The sequence below is a fragment of the Cyclobacteriaceae bacterium genome, from assembly GCA_030584025.1.
Lineage (GTDB): Bacteria > Bacteroidota > Bacteroidia > Cytophagales > Cyclobacteriaceae > UBA2336.
Genome location: CP129487.1, coordinates 3956937 through 3973633 on the forward strand (window position 1 = coordinate 3956937; position 16697 = coordinate 3973633).

The following is a 16697-nucleotide window of genomic DNA, read 5'->3' on the forward strand; positions in this document are numbered from 1 at the left end:
GTAGAAGAAAACGTGTGGAAGTTTTCTTTAAAAGGTTTTTGCAAATGGAAAAAACCTGTTTCCTTGCTGTTTATGCGGTTTGTATTGTTATTGCTGATAGTAGCCTTGGTGCAAACAGGTTGTAAAAGGTCAACATCCTATCAAGATGAATTTTTTCATTATGGTAAGGTGCAAGGAGTGCTTGATAATCCGGTAATCGATGAGGCTTCCGGATTGGTAGCCAGTCGCACGAATCCCGGCATGCTCTGGACACACAACGACAGTGGTGATAAAGCCAGAATTTTTTTAATCGACTCACTGGGAAGATATCAGGTAACTGTTTGGTTAAAGGGCGCCACCAATCGTGATTGGGAGGATATTACCCTTGGTGCAGGTCCGCAACCCGATAACACGTACATATACATTGGGGAAATTGGGGATAACCTGGCTCAATATTCACACAAAGTAATCTATCGAATAAAAGAACCTCAGTTTACAGGTGACACCACCATTTCAATTGAGGAGGTAGACTCCATTCGGTTTACGTTGCCGGATGGCGAGCGCGATACAGAAGCATTAATGATTGATCCGGACACGAAAGATTTATACATCTTTTCCAAACGTGAGGCGGCTATCAATCTTTACCGGTTGCCTTATCCGCAATCCACAACCGAAATGATGGTAGCCGAGAAAGTTCTTGAAGCCATGCCCTTTACCTTGATTGTTGCAGCAGACTGGTCGGCTGATGGCACAGAGATTCTGATTAAAGACTACAAACAGATTTATTATTGGCAACGTAACGCGAACCAGCCTGTAAAGGAAGTACTCCAAAAGAAACCGGAAGTATTACCCTACCATGAAGAACCACAAGGTGAAAGTGTTGCGTTTGCGATTGATGGTTCGGGATACTACACGTTAAGTGAACAGGCAAAAGGTGTAAAGCCCACGTTGATGTTTTATCCGAGAAGCAAAAAGAAATAACTACTCAATGCGCACGGCTGTACCGCAAGCCGTAACCATGAGCATACTGCCGCCTGATCCCAACGTTTCATAATCGAGATCAACGCCAATAATTGCATTGGCTCCCTTGCGCATAGCCTCTTGTGTCATTTCATCTAAAGCCGTGTCTTTTGCTTCACGAAGCGTGCGTTCATAAACGCCTGATCGTCCGCCAACAATGTCAGTAATATTGGCAAACAAATCTTTTACCAGGTTGGCACCGATAATGGTTTCACCGGAAACCAAACCGTAATATTCAACAATGCGTTTTCCTTCAATGGCGTTGGTGGTTGTAATGAGCATACCTGTTTTGTTTGATTTTTAAACGCGCAATCCGGACGCAAGGTTGTGATCAAAAGAAGTGAATATTCTTGGCTATTAAATGATGCCCTGTGCTTTCATGGCATTGGCCACTTTTAAAAAGCCGGCAATGTTGGCGCCCACCATGTAGTTGCCCGGTTTACCATATTCGTTGGCTGCGGCCAGGCACGTATCGTGAATGTTTTTCATGATGCCTTGTAAACGGGCATCAACCTCTTCTTTGCTCCAGAAGGTACCCATATAGTTCTGGGTCATTTCCAATCCGGATGTGGCTACGCCACCTGCATTTGATGCTTTGCCGGGTGAATACATAACACCGTTATCAAGTAGCACATTAATGCCTTCAATAGTCACCGGCATGTTGGCGCCTTCACCAACCAGCCGCACGCCATTTTTAATCAGGTTGCTGGCATCCGCTTCATTTATTTCATTTTGTGTGGCGCAAGGGAAAGCACAATCGGCTTTTATATTCCACAATGGGTTGTGATCAGCGGTTTCATCAAGATCATGATACACGGCACTTTTATATTTATCGGCATATTCTTTAATGCGACCGCGCTTGTTGTTTTTTAGATCTTTTAAAAACTCAAGCTTCTCTTTTGTGATACCGGCTTCGTCAACAATGTAGCCGTTTGAATCGGATGCCGTAATAACCTTACCACCCATCTTGTTGATTTTTTCAATGGCGTATTGTGCCACATTTCCCGATCCGGAAACCAGGCAGATTTTTCCTTTGATCGAATCGCCCTTGGTTTGCAACATGTTTTCAGCAAAATAGATCAGGCCGTAGCCTGTTGCCTCCGGACGAATCAAACTCCCTCCCCAGCCAATGCCTTTACCGGTAAGCACACCCGAAAATTCATTTTTGAATTTTTTATAAGCGCCAAACAGGTAACCAATTTCACGTGTGCCCACACCGATATCGCCCGCAGGTACATCAAGCCTATGACTAATATGGCGATACAGTTCACTCATAAAAGCCTGGCAAAATTTCATCACCTCATGATCTGATTTTCCTTTCGGATCGAAATCGGAACCACCTTTGCCACCCCCCATGGGGATACCGGTAAGTGCATTTTTGAAAATTTGTTCAAAGGCAAGAAACTTCAACACACTAGGCGTAACGGAAGGGTGAAAACGAAGTCCGCCTTTGTATGGACCAATGGCGCTGTTCATTTGAACGCGATAACCCCGGTTTACCTGAATTTCTCCTTTATCGTCAAGCCAGGTTACCCGAAAGGAGATCATACGCTCGGGTTCAAGAATGCGCTCTAGGATTTTTAGTCTTTGCAGGTCTTTGTGTTTTTCAAGGGCAGGCCAGATGGAGATGATTACTTCTTCTGCTGCCTGTAAGAACTCTGGTTCATTGGGATTTCGCTGTTGGATGCGATCAAGTATTTCGAGGTGCATGGTTAGGTGCTTTTTTCTGCCAAGTTAATAGAAGTAGCGCGATTGCAAACGTTTTCTGTAAGCTGTTTTTTAGGCCAGTTGAAAGTATGTAATTTGAGGTATGGAGAAAAAGAAGTTACATCCGGATGGCCCGGAGTTTTCGCGGATGATTACAGGTGTTTGGCGTTGGAAGGAATTATCAACATCAGCTATTGAAAGATTGATTCATCAATCCGTTGATGCTGGCATTACCACGTTTGATCATGCTGATATTTATGGTGACTATTCCTGTGAAGAACAATTCGGAGTGGTGCTGAAGGGAAATTCATCCCTGCGAAAAAAAATTCAATTGGTTACAAAATGTGGCATTAAGTTACTGTCTGAAAAGCGTCCGGAGCATCATGTTAAGCATTATGATACATCAAGAAGACATATCATTAATTCAGTTGAGCAGTCATTAAAAAATTTGCATACGGATTACCTCGACTTGTTACTGTTGCACCGTCCTGATCCGTTGATGCACCCTGAGGAAGTTGCGGAAGCTTTTGGCTTATTAAAACAAAATGGAAAGGTGTTGCATTTTGGAGTTTCTAACTTTACACCCACGCAATTTGAAATGCTTCAATCGTATGTGCATGATCCGCTTGTTACCAATCAGGTTGAGCTTTCGTTGTTTCAACATCAGGCATTGTTTGATGGTACGGTTGACGTGCTTATGAAACACCACGTTTCACCAATGGCGTGGTCGCCTTTGGGCGGGGGAAAATTTTTCTCTTCTTCAGGTGGAGATGATGCGGTAAATATGCCTTTGGAAAAAATGGCCACACAATACACGTGCAGTGTTAGTCAGCTTTTGCTGGCGTGGCTACTTCGTCATCCATCGGGTATTTTGCCGATACTGGGCACCACTAATCCTGATCGAATACAAGAAGGCGCTGACGCAATTAATATTAAGCTGGATAGGCAGGATTGGTTTGAGATGCTTAAAGTTGTTACAGGTAATGACGTGGCCTGAACTCATTTGATCGATTAATTGTATCTTTGGTATGATGAAACCACTGATTGATAGTCCGCCCAGAACCATGATGGAGGTTTATAAATCTCTACCCGAAGGAACGTTGGCGGAATTGATCGATAATCAACTTGTTATGTCCCCATCACCGCTAGCCATTCATCAGAAGACCCTTCAAAAAATTTTCAGGAGACTTTCCGAGAGGATTGAAGACACGGGAATTGGAGAAATTTTTATCGCTCCGTTTGATGTGTACCTTGACGAGGAGCAAAATGCTGTTCAGCCGGATATTGTTGTTGTGCTAAGCAAAAGCAGATCAATCATAAACCCTAAGGGCCATATTCACGGAGTTCCCGATATGCTTATCGAAATTCTCTCCCACGGAAACAAAGATCATGACCGGGTGAAGAAGAAAGCACTGTACGAACGTTTTGGCGTAAAGGAATATTGGATGGTTGACCCCGAAACCAAGACCACGGAAGGCTATACATTAAAAGATGGAGTCTTTGCTTCGCTAACCGGAGAAACCGGAACGTTCTCATCCCCGCTGCTGGGTATCGAAATAAATTTCTAAACGAAAAAACCGTTCTCCCGTATTTTCTGTTGTTCGGTAACATTGACCGATACACTTTTGTATCCTTCTTCGACTGATTCATGGCCAGGGCTACAGCGCAAAAAAACATTCAGGATTCCACCGGGTACGACTTCATTGAAATTGTTGGGGCGCGTGAGCACAACCTGAAAAATGTTACCCTCTCATTTCCCCGTAACAAACTGGTGGTAATTACCGGAATCAGCGGAAGCGGAAAATCATCATTGGCTTTTGATACGATTTATGCCGAAGGGCAGCGCAGGTACATGGAAAGTTTTTCGGCTTACGCCCGTAGCTTCCTGGGCAACCTGGAGCGACCCGATGTAGACAAGATAAACGGCCTGAGCCCGGTAATCTCCATTGAACAAAAAACTACTTCGCGTAACCCGCGGTCAACAGTTGGTACGGTTACGGAGATATACGACTTCATGCGCCTGTTGTTTGCGCGTGCAGGAGAAGCTTACTCGTATTTGAGCGGAGAGAAAATGATTCGCCAATCAGAAGATCAGATTCTGGACACCATCCTGCAAAAATTTAAAGCAAACAAATTGATTTTGCTGGCACCGGTAGTGAAAGGGCGTAAGGGGCATTACCGCGAACTGTTTCAGCAAATCCGGAAACAAGGATTTACCAAAGTACGTGTGGATGGTGAAGTTCAGGACATCACCGCGAAGATGCAGGTAGATCGGTATAAGATTCACGACATTGAAATTGTGATCGACCGCATTGTTGCCGATGATAAAGATCGTGTTCGTATCGGGCAGTCTATTAACCGATCGCTTAAAGAAGGGAAGGGTGTAATGATGGTGTTGGATGAGAAGCAGAAGGTGCATCACTTCTCGAAATTTTTGATGGATCCGGTTACCGGTCTTTCGTATGATGAGCCTGCCCCCAATACGTTTTCATTTAACTCACCCTATGGCGCATGCCCGGTTTGCAACGGCTTGGGACAGGTGGAAGAGATCACAGAAGAATCGGTTATACCAGATAAAAAATTGAGCATCAGCCGGGGAGGAATTTTACCATTGGGTGAATACCGCGACATCTGGATATTTAAAAAAGTAGAAGCCATACTGAAGCGGTATAGGCTTACGCTGAGTACACCCATAAAGGATATTCCAAAAGATGTGCTGCAGGTGTTGTTGTATGGTGATGATGTACCCGTAGCGGTACCATCTGTGAAATATCCGGGAACAGAGTGGAACACGCGCTTTGAAGGCATTGTAAATTTTTTGCAAAAGCAACGCGATGAAGGCTCGGAGGCGATTAAACGTTGGGTGGAAGATTTTACTGTAGTAAAAACCTGTGCTGAATGTAACGGCACACGCTTAAAGAAGGAATCGCTTCATTTTAAAATAGCCGATAAAAATATTGCCGAACTGGCTGAGTTGGATATCGACCATTTGAACAAGTGGTTTGCCGGACTGGAAAAACGACTCAATGAAAAGCAGCGAATCATTGCCACGGAGGTATTGAAAGAAATTCGTAAGCGCATTGGCTTTTTGTTGGATGTTGGGTTGGACTACCTGCATTTAAACCGACCCCTTCGAACACTTAGTGGAGGTGAAGCGCAACGCATTCGGTTGGCCACGCAAATCGGTACACAGTTGGTAGGCGTGCTGTATATTTTGGATGAACCAAGCATTGGCCTGCACGCACGCGACAATGTGAAACTGATCAAAGCATTAAAAGATTTACGCAACCTGGGCAACTCGGTAATTGTAGTGGAGCACGATAAGGACATGATGCTCGAATCCGATTACATCATTGATATCGGGCCTGGGGCCGGGCGGCATGGCGGGCAGGTGGTGGCGCAAGGTGATCCTGCTACATTTTTGAAATCGAAGAGTACAACATCAGCCTATTTAAAGGGCACGGTCGCTATTCCCTATAATAAAGAAAGGCGCACGGGATCAGGAGATAATTTATCCTTAAAAGGAGCTAGCGGCAATAATCTGAAAACGGTCGACCTGAGTATTCCGTTGGGAACGTTTACGTGTATTACAGGCGTTTCGGGTAGCGGAAAATCGACTTTGATTCACGATACGCTTTACCCGATTTTGAATCAGCATTTCTTCAATTCTCGAAGAGAGCCCTTGCCCTTTAAAAAAGTAGAGGGCCTTGAGCACATCGACAAGGTGATTGAGGTGGATCAATCGCCTATTGGAAGAACGCCACGATCCAACCCGGCCACCTACACCGGTGTGTTTACTGACATTCGCGATTTGTTTGCCCAATTGCCGGAAGCAAAAATCCGTGGGTATAAACCGGGGCGATTTTCATTCAATGTAAAAGGCGGAAGATGTGAAACCTGTGAAGGTGCCGGCCTGCGCCTGATTGAAATGGAGTTTTTGCCCGATGTGTATGTGCATTGTGAAACCTGTAAGGGCAAGCGCTACAACCGCGAAACCTTGGAAGTTCGCTTTAAAGGAAAATCCATTTCGGATGTGCTGGACATGACCGTGGAAGAAGCGGTTACATTTTTTGAAAACCAACCGAAGATTTTACGCAAGATCAAAACCCTGCATGATGTTGGGCTGGGTTATATTTCACTTGGTCAGCATGCCACCACGTTATCCGGAGGTGAAGCACAACGGGTGAAACTAGCCACCGAACTTTCAAAACGCGATACCGGAAAAACATTTTACATTCTGGATGAGCCAACCACCGGCTTACACTTTCAGGATATTGCGCACTTGCTGGACGTACTGCAAAAGCTGGTTGATAAAGGCAACACCGTTCTGGTTATTGAGCACAACCTGGATATCATTAAAGCAGCCGATTATGTGGTTGATCTGGGGCCGGAAGGAGGCGATCAAGGGGGAAGAATTGTGGCGATGGGCACACCCGAGACGGTATCAAAAAATCCGGCCAGCTATACCGGTAAATTTTTAAAGGCTGAATTAAATTAACTTTACACACGTTATCGCTGCACATGAACGCACAAACACGACAATATTTATTCGGATCAATTTTTCTGGCTGTTGGCGGGTACCAGTTTTACCTGAACGATATGTTGGAGTTTTCACTTTACCTCTGTGCCGGATCGGCTTTTATTGTGAATGCATTGGTCAACGAGCCGCGGCTGTTTGCCTATAAAAAAGCGTTGGTTATGATAACCTGGGGTCTGATTATCGCCTCCGGAATCTTATTTTTCTACTTATTACGGTATAAATTTTTCTAAAATCCACTGATATAAAAAACCTGTCAAGGGTATAGCGCAGGCTTTACTTTTGACTATGCTAACCGCCATGGTCGACAATAAAAAACGACTTTACTGGATCCTGCAACTAAGCGTATGGGGTGCGTATGCTGGCATTCAGATTGTGTTTAGCATACTGGCTTCTGGTCAGGTCATCAGTTTTAATCGAACGGCTTTTTTTATTTCAGAGGCTGCGTTGTTTTTTCTGGCCACACACGTGTTCCGTCTGTATGTAAAACGGAGAAACTGGCTTCGCCTGCGCGTGCCGAAATTAATTCCAAGGGTGTTGCTGGCTTCCGGATTGATGGGGTTAATGGTATATGTTTTTCGTATACCGATAAGTTTGATAACCGGAAGAGCCACCGTAATTGAAACCGCCTTTTCACCCGATCAGATTGCCGGACTCTCGGCCATTTACATGTTGTTCTTCTTTTTGTGGGCCACGTTTTATTTCACGTATCATTTTATTGAGCAATACAATAAATCCTTGAAGTACGAAGCGTACATGACATCCATTGAGTTGAACAACCTCAAATCACAACTTAATCCGCATTTTATTTTCAATGCGTTGAATAGTATTCGTGCATTAGTGGATGAGAATCCGCAGAAATCAAAGCAAGCCATCAACCAGCTTTCCAATATCTTACGGAACTCACTAACCTTTGAAAAAAAGGGACTCACCAAGTTTGAAGATGAACTCAAAATTGTGAAAGATTACCTGAGTCTGGAGAGTGTGCGGTTTGAGGAAAGGTTGAAAACAGATTTTAACATTCATCCGCAATCAGCCAATTTCCGGGTACCACCACTAATGATTCAAACACTGGTAGAGAACGGAGTGAAGCATGGAATTTCCAAACTTACAGCCGGTGGGGTAATTCATGTAAAGACCACGGTGGAGAATAATCGGTTGAAAATTCAAATCCGCAACAGCGGACAACTGCTAAATGGAGTTAGGAAAAACAAGGGAATTGGCATTGCCAATACCATACAACGCCTGAAGCTTCTATATGGCGACCAGGCATCATTTAGAATGGTCAATGAAAATAATAATTTTGTACTTACGGAGATAGTTATTCCGCAAACCTTAGTAACTACGTAGCCGTAAAGAGCATGGTAAAGACCCGCGTAACGTTTAACATAAACCTATGAAAGCCCTTATTGTGGACGATGAGCGCCTGGCGCGAAAAGAATTGATGAAATTATTGGAAGATCACCCTTCTATTGAGGTGGTGGGTGAAGCTGCCAACGCGGATGAAGCCATTACCATGGTAAACGAACTTAATCCTGATTTACTTTTTCTGGATATTCAGATGCCGGGCAAAACAGGCTTTCAATTACTCGAAGAGTTGGACTCAGTTCCCATGGTGGTGTTCACTACGGCATACGATGAATTTGCATTGAAAGCTTTTGAGGTGAGTGCGTTGGATTATTTGTTAAAGCCCATACAGGCTGAGCGACTTTCCGAAACCGTTTCCAAAATTATGGAGCGTGAGCGAAACAAAGTCAATGTGGCCCGTGGGGAAGGAGATAAGAAGTTAGGCTTGAACGATCAGGTGTTTGTAAAGGATGGAGAACGGTGTTGGTTTGTAAGCCTTTCAAACATACGCCTGTTCGAGTCGGATGGTAATTATATAAAGGTGTATTTCGATACCAATCGTCCGATGATTCATAAATCATTAAATGCATTGGACGAAAAACTGGATGAGCGCGCGTTCTTTCGCGCCAGCCGCAAGCACATCATTAACTTAAGCTGGGTGGAAGGCATTGAACCCTGGTTTAATGGTGGGTTGATGGTGAAATTAAAAGGCGGAGATAAGGTTGAAGTAAGCCGCAGACAAGCCGCTAAGTTTAAGGATATGATGAGTTTGTAAGTTTGAAATAAAACACAAATGTCATCAACCAATAGCATCTCAATATTCTGATCTGAGATTGCTCCCGTATTTTTTCTGAAAATTATTTTATTGGACTTGGTCACAAAAAATAGTTGGTAACGGAGATTATAAATCGGAAGGGAAACTTAGAAACACACTTAATGATGCACAAGCGATGACGGCCACATTGAAAAGACTTGGCTTTGAGGTGATGACGGTTGAGAACGGAACATATGAGGAAATGAAAAATGCTGTCTATGCTTTTGGTGATCGAATTCAGGATGTTGATGTTTCGATGTTTTTCTATGCAGGTCATGGAATTGAAGTTGATGGTGTGAATTACCTTATTCCGGTTGATGCGGATGTTCAATCACACTTGGATGTAAAGCAGAAATGTATTCCACTGACTGGAATTTTAAATACAATGGAGTTTGCCAACGATGAGGGATTAAACATGATCATTCTTGATGCCTGTCGGAATAATCCATTCCCAACGGGGAAACGTGGAGGAGCAGGATTGGCTCGGGTAAGTGCGCCTAGCGGAACCCTTATTGCTTATGCAACAGATCCAGGATCAGTAGCGTCAGATGGTGATGGAGCTAATGGACTTTATACCGGAGAGTTGGTTAAGCAATTGAATATTTCGCAACGGATTGAAGATATCTTCATGAATACACGAAACAGCGTTGAACAACTTTCGGGAGGTAAGCAGCGGCCTTGGGAAGAGGCGCGTTTAAAGGGGGTTTTTTATCTGAAATAAAGTCTTAACGGAGCACAAGATCAATCAGCTCCTTCTGCACATTCCAGTCTTTGGCAAGTTTAAGCATGGCGGTGGCCTCCATTTCGGTAACATAGCCTTTCAGGTTATTGGCCTGCCATACCATGTTGATTAATTCTGTGCGTTTGTCTTTCGGATAATCGGCAATGATGTCGTTCAGAAAATCGCGGGCACGTTCAAACGAAGTCAGGTAGTCTTGTGCAATGAATTCTTGTGCCCATTTATATTCTTCCAGTGCATCCAGTTCGCGGGCCGTTTTGTCAAGGTCTTGCTTTTCCTCCTCGTCCAGCCCGTGATAGTGGAATATCACTGACTTGAGCAACATATACACGCGTTTTTCTTCGGGGGTCTTCATGCAAGAGGGATACAGCCGGAAAATTACAAAACTTCTGTGAGCTTATACAGCATGGGGCGCGATGGACTCGCATCCATTTCCAGGTTTATTACTTGCAGGTTCATCAGGTAAAGCCCGTCAGGTATTGTATTTTCAATAAAGGCAAGTTCAGTTATGCTGCAACCTGTTCGCACCTGTTCGGGAAACTTCCAAAATGCCCGGTGACCTGCCAGTTTTCCCCCATCCACTTCTTTATCCACGCTGGGTAAATCAAGCACCAGGTGTTCAATGCCCCGGTCAACTAAAAACGACACTGCATCGGCCTGCAGATAGGGGGGATTTGTGCCAGAGTATTGCCTTAATTTTTTCTCGGATGTATTGGGAAGGGTGCGTACAATCAGCCCTGCTGTTTTATGCTTGATTTTTTGTTGAAGCGCTTCACGTGTGATGACCTGATCACCATCATTAAGTTTAACGGGCTCGACAGTAATCAGTTCAGAAAAAAAATGATGCTGCTTCAGGGTTTCATTAATTACTGCACGATTAGCCGTGATGTGTCCATAACATTCCGTATGCGTTCCGTTTCCGTGCGGGGTAATGGTTAGTTTTTGGTAATTGACCGAGCCACCTTTCGCCACGCTTCCGATAAAATCACCAGATTCGATTGTTTCAAACTTCACCGCTTCAGCCCAATAGCAAGAAGGATTATTGTTTCCTTCCCGAAGTGGAATAGAAATATCCAACGGCTCATTTAGGTTAGCTGAATAGTTTTTTTTGTTGAAGGCGAGTTGAATAGTCATGAACTTACTATAAAAAGGTCTGATGCAATCTTATCGGCTAAAAGTTTTCCACTGCGGGTTAATGTAATTACTTCATTCTCTACTACAATTAATTTTTGTTGCATGAGTTCCTGAAGATACGCACTATTTTGCTCAGCAAGATCATACCCGTATTTGTGTTTCAATGTCGTTAAATCAGTGCCCCATTGTGTGCGCAGTGTGGTAAGAATAAATTCATTGATTTTATTTTCGATAGTGAGGATTTCCTTTTCAGCGGGAATAGTTCCCTGTGTAATGCCTTTTAAATAGTGATGATTGTTGCGGACATTAAATTGGCGCGACACCTGGTTGAAAGAATGTGCACTCGGCCCTACACCCAGGTAATTCTCTTGCCTCCAATAACTGCTGTTGTGGCGCGAATAAAATCCTGGCAAAGCGAAATTCGAAATTTCATAATGTTCGTAACCTGCCAGCTGCAACCGGTCCATAAGTATTTCAAACTGGTTGGCGGCCAGATCATCAGGTATTGTTCTTAATTTGCCAGTTGTTGCCCACTTTCCAAAAACGGTTTGAGGTTCGATAGTAAGAGAATAGCAACTGATGTGTTGAGGCTCAAGCAGCAGGGCTTGCTCAATATCAGCTTTCCAACGGTTATCATCCTGGCCGGGTATGCTGTAAATCAAGTCCAGGCTGATGTTTGCAAAACCTGCATGACGGGCGGCCTCAAACGTTTTTAATGCAATAGTGCGGTCGTGCGCGCGGTTCATGTACCGCAACAAATCATCGTGGAAGGTTTGTATGCCAATACTTAACCGGTTTACTCCGGCTTGACGTATGGCCCGAAGATAATCCCCATGAAGATCATCCGGATTTGCCTCCAGGGTAATCTCCGCATCAGGTGCAACGGGGTGAAGTTCATTAATGGTTTGCAGCAACCTGTGAATTTCGTCAGGTGATAATACAGATGGAGTTCCTCCTCCAAAGTAAATCGTGTTAACGAGTTCGTGACCAAGGTAGTCTTTTTGAATGCCGATTTCTCTGGCAATAGCCATGACCATTTCGGCACGCAGCGTTTGGTTGGTTGAGAAATGGAAATCGCAGTAGTAGCAAGCCTGCTTACAGAAGGGGATATGTATGTAAATGCCTGCCATTACAGTGCAAAGCTAATGGTTATGCATCGGCTTGCCGAATGGGTTTCGCAATGCGGATCGTTTCTGATATTTTTGACGATCCATGAGTCGCTTTTTCCTTTTGTTGATAGTGGTTGGCATAACCACTGGGCTTGAGGCCCAGCATCGGTTTGTAAAAAAAAATCTGCAGTCTGAGTGGCAGGTGTTTGACGATAATGCATACAGACCATTTACGGCTGGTGATGAAGGTGTGCACACAATTTATATTCGGTTTGAACCGGATCATTTTAAAGGAGACACGTTAAACATAGCATCCATCAATACATTCAGTTTATTTATCCAGGGAAAGTTATGGATTGACAAAGCAACATCTTTGAATCTTGCAGTTGATAGTTTAAACAAAACTAATCCTGGTCCGATTTGGCTCGCAGTGCATGCTGATCAAGGAATTTCATCCCAAAACTTAACTACCCACGTGCAAACAAGCTTAGGTGCCGAGGCTGCAACTAATATTGCTCCGCTGGTGCGCGCAAAAACGCATGTTAAAAACTTTATTGTAGTGGCCGGTGTGGTGCTGCTGGCATTTTTTGTGTTGATCTTGCGGCTTAACCCCAGGTTAACATTCTATTACTTTTCTGTTTCCAGACTTTTTGCCATGCGTGAAAGTGATGAAGGGCAATTCACTCGGGTAGCGAGTAGTGCCAATATTTTATTTTATCTATTTGCCTCCATGCTGATTGCATATGGATTAATGGTTACTGCGCATCAAATGGAAGACCCCTACACACTCTTGCGGTTGCTGAAAGAAGAAAACTTTGGTATGATGATGTTGCGATGGTTGTACACGACCACATTTGTACTGACAGCACTATTCGTCAAAGCACTTGTTATCAGATTTTTTGCTGTGTTGTTTGATATTCGCGATCAGTCAGGCTTTCACTTTATTGCCTTCGTTCGGGTTACGCTCCTGATCGGATTCTTAGTTGTAATTTTTGTGGCGGGCGGATACCTGATTCGGGGAGCAAGTGCAAGCTGGACAGCAGTTTTTTATGCTGCATTACTTTGGTTTTTGATCGGCTGGAGTATACTCATTTTTTTGAAATTGCTTAGGCGCGTAAACTTCTCGGTGTTTCATTTATTTTCCTACCTTTGTGCCACGGAAGTAATACCTTTTCTGGTAACGATAAAAGTACTTTACGAGTAGGTGAATCCAGTACAAGTTGATATGAGTGAAAAAGTGAACGACAGGATGCGTAAAGTGAAGAGCATTCTCGTAACGCAAGAGGCACCCACCGATTCTAATTCTCCTTATTTTAAACTGGCAGAAAAATATAATCTGAAGATAGATTTTCGTCCGTTTATTCAGGTTGATCCGGTGCCCGCCAAAGAATTCAGGAAACAGAAAATTGATATTCTGGATCACACCGCCATAATTTTTACCAGCCGCAATGCCGTTGATCATTTTTTTCAGATCTGTGCCGAGCTTAAAGTAGAAATGCCGGCCGATATGAAATATTTCTGCATCTCGGAGCAGACATCCAACTACCTGCAGAAGTACATCGTGATTCGCAAGCGTAAGATTTTCACCGGCCTTAAAACCACACAGGATTTACTGGAGATATTAAAGAAGCACAAAAACGAAAAGTACCTGTTTCCATGCTCCGACATCCGCAAAAGTGATATCCCGGATTTTTTAAGCGAGAATGGGTTCACCTTTACAGAAGCGATCATCTATAACACCGTGGCCAGTGACCTTTCCGATCTGAAGGAAGTGTATTACGATATCCTGGCCTTCTTCAGCCCTTCTGGTATTAACTCTTTATATGTAAACTTCCCGGATTTTATCCAAAATAATACCCGTATTGCAGCGTTTGGACCTACAACGGCCAAGGCGGTTCGCGATGCCGGGTTGATTTTGGATATTGAGGCCCCGCTACCCAACGCGCCCTCCATGACCGGGGCAATTGAACTCTATATTAAGAAGGCCAACGGAGCTAAATAACTGATTCATTTATTGGAATTTACATTTCGTTGATTTTTATTACACTTTAATTACATGCACGTTGACAGTATCGTAAAAAAGCATTTACTTTAACCTTGCATGTTTATTCTTTGATGCTCAGGAAAGGTTTATATATAATTTTTTGCCTTCTGCTTGCGAGTAGCTCTACTGTATTTGCCCAACAGGACGCACAGTTTACGCAGTACATGTTCAACCCGCTTTACCTGACGCCCGCAGCGGCTGGTGAAGATGGCATAACCCGTGCTACCGTTATTCACCGCAGCCAGTGGCTGGGATATCAGTCAACATTTAATGATGGCATGGCACCCACCAGTCAGATTCTTACATTTTCAACACCCATCCATAAGTTAAAGAGCGGCTTCGGTGTTTATGTGCTCAACGACAGACTTGGCCCTCAGAATAACCTGGAGGCACAAGCCATGTATGCTTACCACCTGGGTATAAAGGAGAGTAACAAACTAAGCTTTGGTATTAAGTTGGGGATGTATTCTCAAACCATTGATTTTGATAAGTACCGGGCCATCGATCCTGATGATCCGTGGTTGCAAGACCAGGTAGGCAAGGATTCACAGATCAAGCCCGACCTTGGCGTTGGCGTTATGTTCCGTAACGAGAAACTTTACGCGGGCATTGGTTTTAATCACTTGCTGCAATCTGAATTTAGCTTCGGCAGGTCAGCGCGCAATGCCCTTGAAAACCATATGAACATCACAGCCGGATATTTCTACGATGTGAATTTCGACCTCCAGATTAATCCGACTGTCTTGGTAAAAACAGATTTTAACGAAACTTCAGTAGATCTTGCTGTAATCGGTACCCTGCGTAATACGATGTGGGCTGGTTTGGCGTTTAGATCATCCGAGGCGGCTAATCTCCTCTTAGGCTATGCATTCTTAAAGGACAAGTCGCTACGGCTGGGGTACTCAATTGACTTTGTGGTGAAGGATAGAGCAGCGAAGGAGAACTTCTCGCACGAGGTCATGCTGTCGTATGAATTGCCGGTAATTGCGGGTGGCGTTAAAAAGATCGTTCGAACCCCCCGATACAGGCATTAGACGGTAAATTATTTTGGTTTTAGGCGGATTTTGTAGAATTTGGTAGACGTTTTTTAAAAATTATAGCTTTAAGCGCTATTTTCGGGTCTTTATACATTTGGCAAAACAGTAATTGAAATATGAACAAGTCAGTGTCTTCTAAACTTTTGTTGCTCGTTGCAGGGATCGCTGCCAGCGCCTGTGGACTATTGGGTATTGGCGGTGGTGGCCGCGGGGGCGACCAAGGTGAATTGGTTGGAGTACCAGGCCGTGAAGGCTTTATAATGACTATTCCATACGGTATGGTGCCCGTTCCGGCAGGAACTTTCCACATGGGTCAGGCCGATGAAGACCCTGCTTCAACTCAAATCAACTATAACAAGCAGGTAACGATTGGTTCTTTCTTTATGGACGATACCGAAATCACGAATAATGAGTACCGTCAGTTCACCAACTTTTATTTAGTAGACAACGGCAGCATCGAAGGTTTTGAAACCATTGATGCACAAACTTTCCGCGACAACTATTATCCGGATACAACCGCATGGGTAAGAGATTTTGCGCACCACATGGGTGATCCGATTCAAGATTATTATTTCTGGCACCCAGCCTATGACGATTACCCGGTAGTGGGTGTTAGTTGGGATGCAGCCGTGTTCTTTTCAGATTGGCGTACAGCCTACCTGAATGATTACCGCAAGAGTATCGGTGACTTCCCCATGCCAAACTTCCGCCTTCCTTCTGAAGCGGAGTGGGAATATGCAGCCCGCGGTGGCCGTGACTTGGCTAAGTACCCTTGGGGTAACCCGTATATTCGTAACTCAAAAGGTTGTATGCTGGCTAACTTTAAACCTGGCCGTGGTAACTTTTATGACGATGGATTCGCATACACATCACCAATAATGGCCTACTTCCCGAACGACTACGGCCTGTATGATATGGCCGGTAACGTAGCCGAGTGGTGTTTGGATGATTTCAACCCAGCCTCAGTTCCTACCGTTTGGGATTTGAACCCACAATACATCGACCCACGTACCAACCCCGAAGATTCACGCTACAATGCGCGCATTGCTCCTAAAAAAGTGGTTCGTGGTGGCTCTTGGAAAGATGTAGCCTATTACCTGGAAACAGGTACCCGTACCTATGAATTTAAAGATTCAACCCGTGCGTATATTGGTTTCCGTTGTGCATTAACACACCTGGGCCGTTCGTCTGGTCGTGAATTTTAATAATTGAAAACTCTAACTTATTTTT

The 16697-nt window shown here is 44.1% G+C and carries 17 protein-coding genes; 12 read left to right on the forward strand and 5 right to left on the reverse strand.

Going from position 1 to position 16697, the window contains the following annotated elements; translation table 11 throughout:
* The first annotated feature begins 12 nt into the window (after positions 1–12).
* Positions 13–960: a hypothetical protein gene (locus QY309_17925; GenBank protein ID WKZ59725.1), complete on the forward strand. Its 948-nt coding sequence runs from the start codon at positions 13–15 to the stop codon at positions 958–960.
* Here QY309_17925 and QY309_17930 read toward each other — a convergent pair whose 3' ends face one another.
* Both QY309_17930 and gdhA read right to left on the reverse strand, forming a co-directional pair.
* On the reverse strand, positions 961–1281 hold the full coding sequence (locus QY309_17930) for a heavy metal-binding domain-containing protein (GenBank protein WKZ59726.1): 321 nt from the start codon (positions 1279–1281) through the stop codon (positions 961–963).
* A gap of 75 nt (positions 1282–1356) precedes the next feature.
* A complete protein-coding gene (gene gdhA / locus QY309_17935; GenBank protein WKZ59727.1) occupies positions 1357–2709 on the reverse strand; it encodes an NADP-specific glutamate dehydrogenase in 1353 nt (450 codons plus the stop codon).
* Positions 2710–2809: 100 nt separating this feature from the next.
* Between gdhA and QY309_17940 the strand changes: the two genes are divergently transcribed.
* The 7 genes from QY309_17940 to QY309_17970 all read left to right on the forward strand — a co-directional run bounded on the left by QY309_17940 (position 2810) and on the right by QY309_17970 (position 10125).
* Positions 2810–3703: an aldo/keto reductase gene (locus QY309_17940; protein WKZ59728.1), complete on the forward strand. Its 894-nt coding sequence runs from the start codon at positions 2810–2812 to the stop codon at positions 3701–3703.
* Positions 3704–3734: 31 nt separating this feature from the next.
* Complete coding sequence (locus QY309_17945; GenBank protein WKZ59729.1) at positions 3735–4274, forward strand: Uma2 family endonuclease; 540 nt, start codon at positions 3735–3737, stop codon at positions 4272–4274.
* A gap of 80 nt (positions 4275–4354) precedes the next feature.
* Positions 4355–7204, forward strand: a complete 2850-nt coding sequence (uvrA, locus tag QY309_17950) for an excinuclease ABC subunit UvrA (GenBank protein WKZ59730.1) — start codon at positions 4355–4357, stop codon at positions 7202–7204.
* Positions 7205–7227: 23 nt separating this feature from the next.
* Positions 7228–7476: a hypothetical protein gene (locus QY309_17955; protein WKZ59731.1), complete on the forward strand. Its 249-nt coding sequence runs from the start codon at positions 7228–7230 to the stop codon at positions 7474–7476.
* Between the two features lie 67 nt (positions 7477–7543).
* Positions 7544–8593: a histidine kinase gene (locus QY309_17960; protein WKZ59732.1), complete on the forward strand. Its 1050-nt coding sequence runs from the start codon at positions 7544–7546 to the stop codon at positions 8591–8593.
* A gap of 46 nt (positions 8594–8639) precedes the next feature.
* A complete protein-coding gene (locus QY309_17965) occupies positions 8640–9365 on the forward strand; it encodes a response regulator (GenBank protein WKZ59733.1) in 726 nt (241 codons plus the stop codon).
* 109 nt (positions 9366–9474) lie between these two features.
* Positions 9475–10125 carry a caspase family protein gene (locus QY309_17970; GenBank protein ID WKZ61723.1) on the forward strand — a complete coding sequence of 217 codons (651 nt, stop codon included), beginning with the start codon at positions 9475–9477 and terminating at the stop codon, positions 10123–10125.
* Between the two features lie 4 nt (positions 10126–10129).
* Here the strand turns inward: QY309_17970 and QY309_17975 are convergent, their stop codons facing one another.
* From QY309_17975 to hemW, 3 genes are read right to left on the reverse strand one after another with little or no spacing between them, the layout of a single operon-like run.
* Complete coding sequence (locus tag QY309_17975; GenBank protein WKZ59734.1) at positions 10130–10498, reverse strand: hypothetical protein; 369 nt, start codon at positions 10496–10498, stop codon at positions 10130–10132.
* A gap of 23 nt (positions 10499–10521) precedes the next feature.
* Complete coding sequence (locus tag QY309_17980; GenBank protein WKZ59735.1) at positions 10522–11277, reverse strand: cyclase family protein; 756 nt, start codon at positions 11275–11277, stop codon at positions 10522–10524.
* Positions 11274–12407, reverse strand: coding sequence for a radical SAM family heme chaperone HemW (gene hemW, locus QY309_17985; protein ID WKZ59736.1), 1134 nt, complete (start codon positions 12405–12407; stop codon positions 11274–11276). The genes QY309_17980 and hemW overlap by 4 nt, the downstream gene beginning before the upstream one ends.
* 82 nt (positions 12408–12489) lie before the next feature.
* On the opposite strand from hemW, the gene QY309_17990 reads away from it, so the two are divergent.
* From QY309_17990 to QY309_18005, 4 genes are all read left to right on the forward strand, one after another.
* Complete coding sequence (locus tag QY309_17990) at positions 12490–13590, forward strand: DUF4271 domain-containing protein (protein ID WKZ59737.1); 1101 nt, start codon at positions 12490–12492, stop codon at positions 13588–13590.
* Between the two features lie 21 nt (positions 13591–13611).
* Positions 13612–14388, forward strand: a complete 777-nt coding sequence (locus QY309_17995) for a uroporphyrinogen-III synthase (GenBank protein WKZ59738.1) — start codon at positions 13612–13614, stop codon at positions 14386–14388.
* A 113-nt stretch (positions 14389–14501) separates the two neighbouring features.
* The gene (locus QY309_18000) at positions 14502–15464 is read left to right on the forward strand and encodes a type IX secretion system membrane protein PorP/SprF (protein ID WKZ59739.1); all 963 of its coding nucleotides are present in this window, start codon (positions 14502–14504) and stop codon (positions 15462–15464) included.
* 119 nt (positions 15465–15583) lie between these two features.
* Complete coding sequence (locus tag QY309_18005) at positions 15584–16672, forward strand: SUMF1/EgtB/PvdO family nonheme iron enzyme (protein WKZ59740.1); 1089 nt, start codon at positions 15584–15586, stop codon at positions 16670–16672.
* Positions 16673–16697 lie beyond the last annotated feature (25 nt).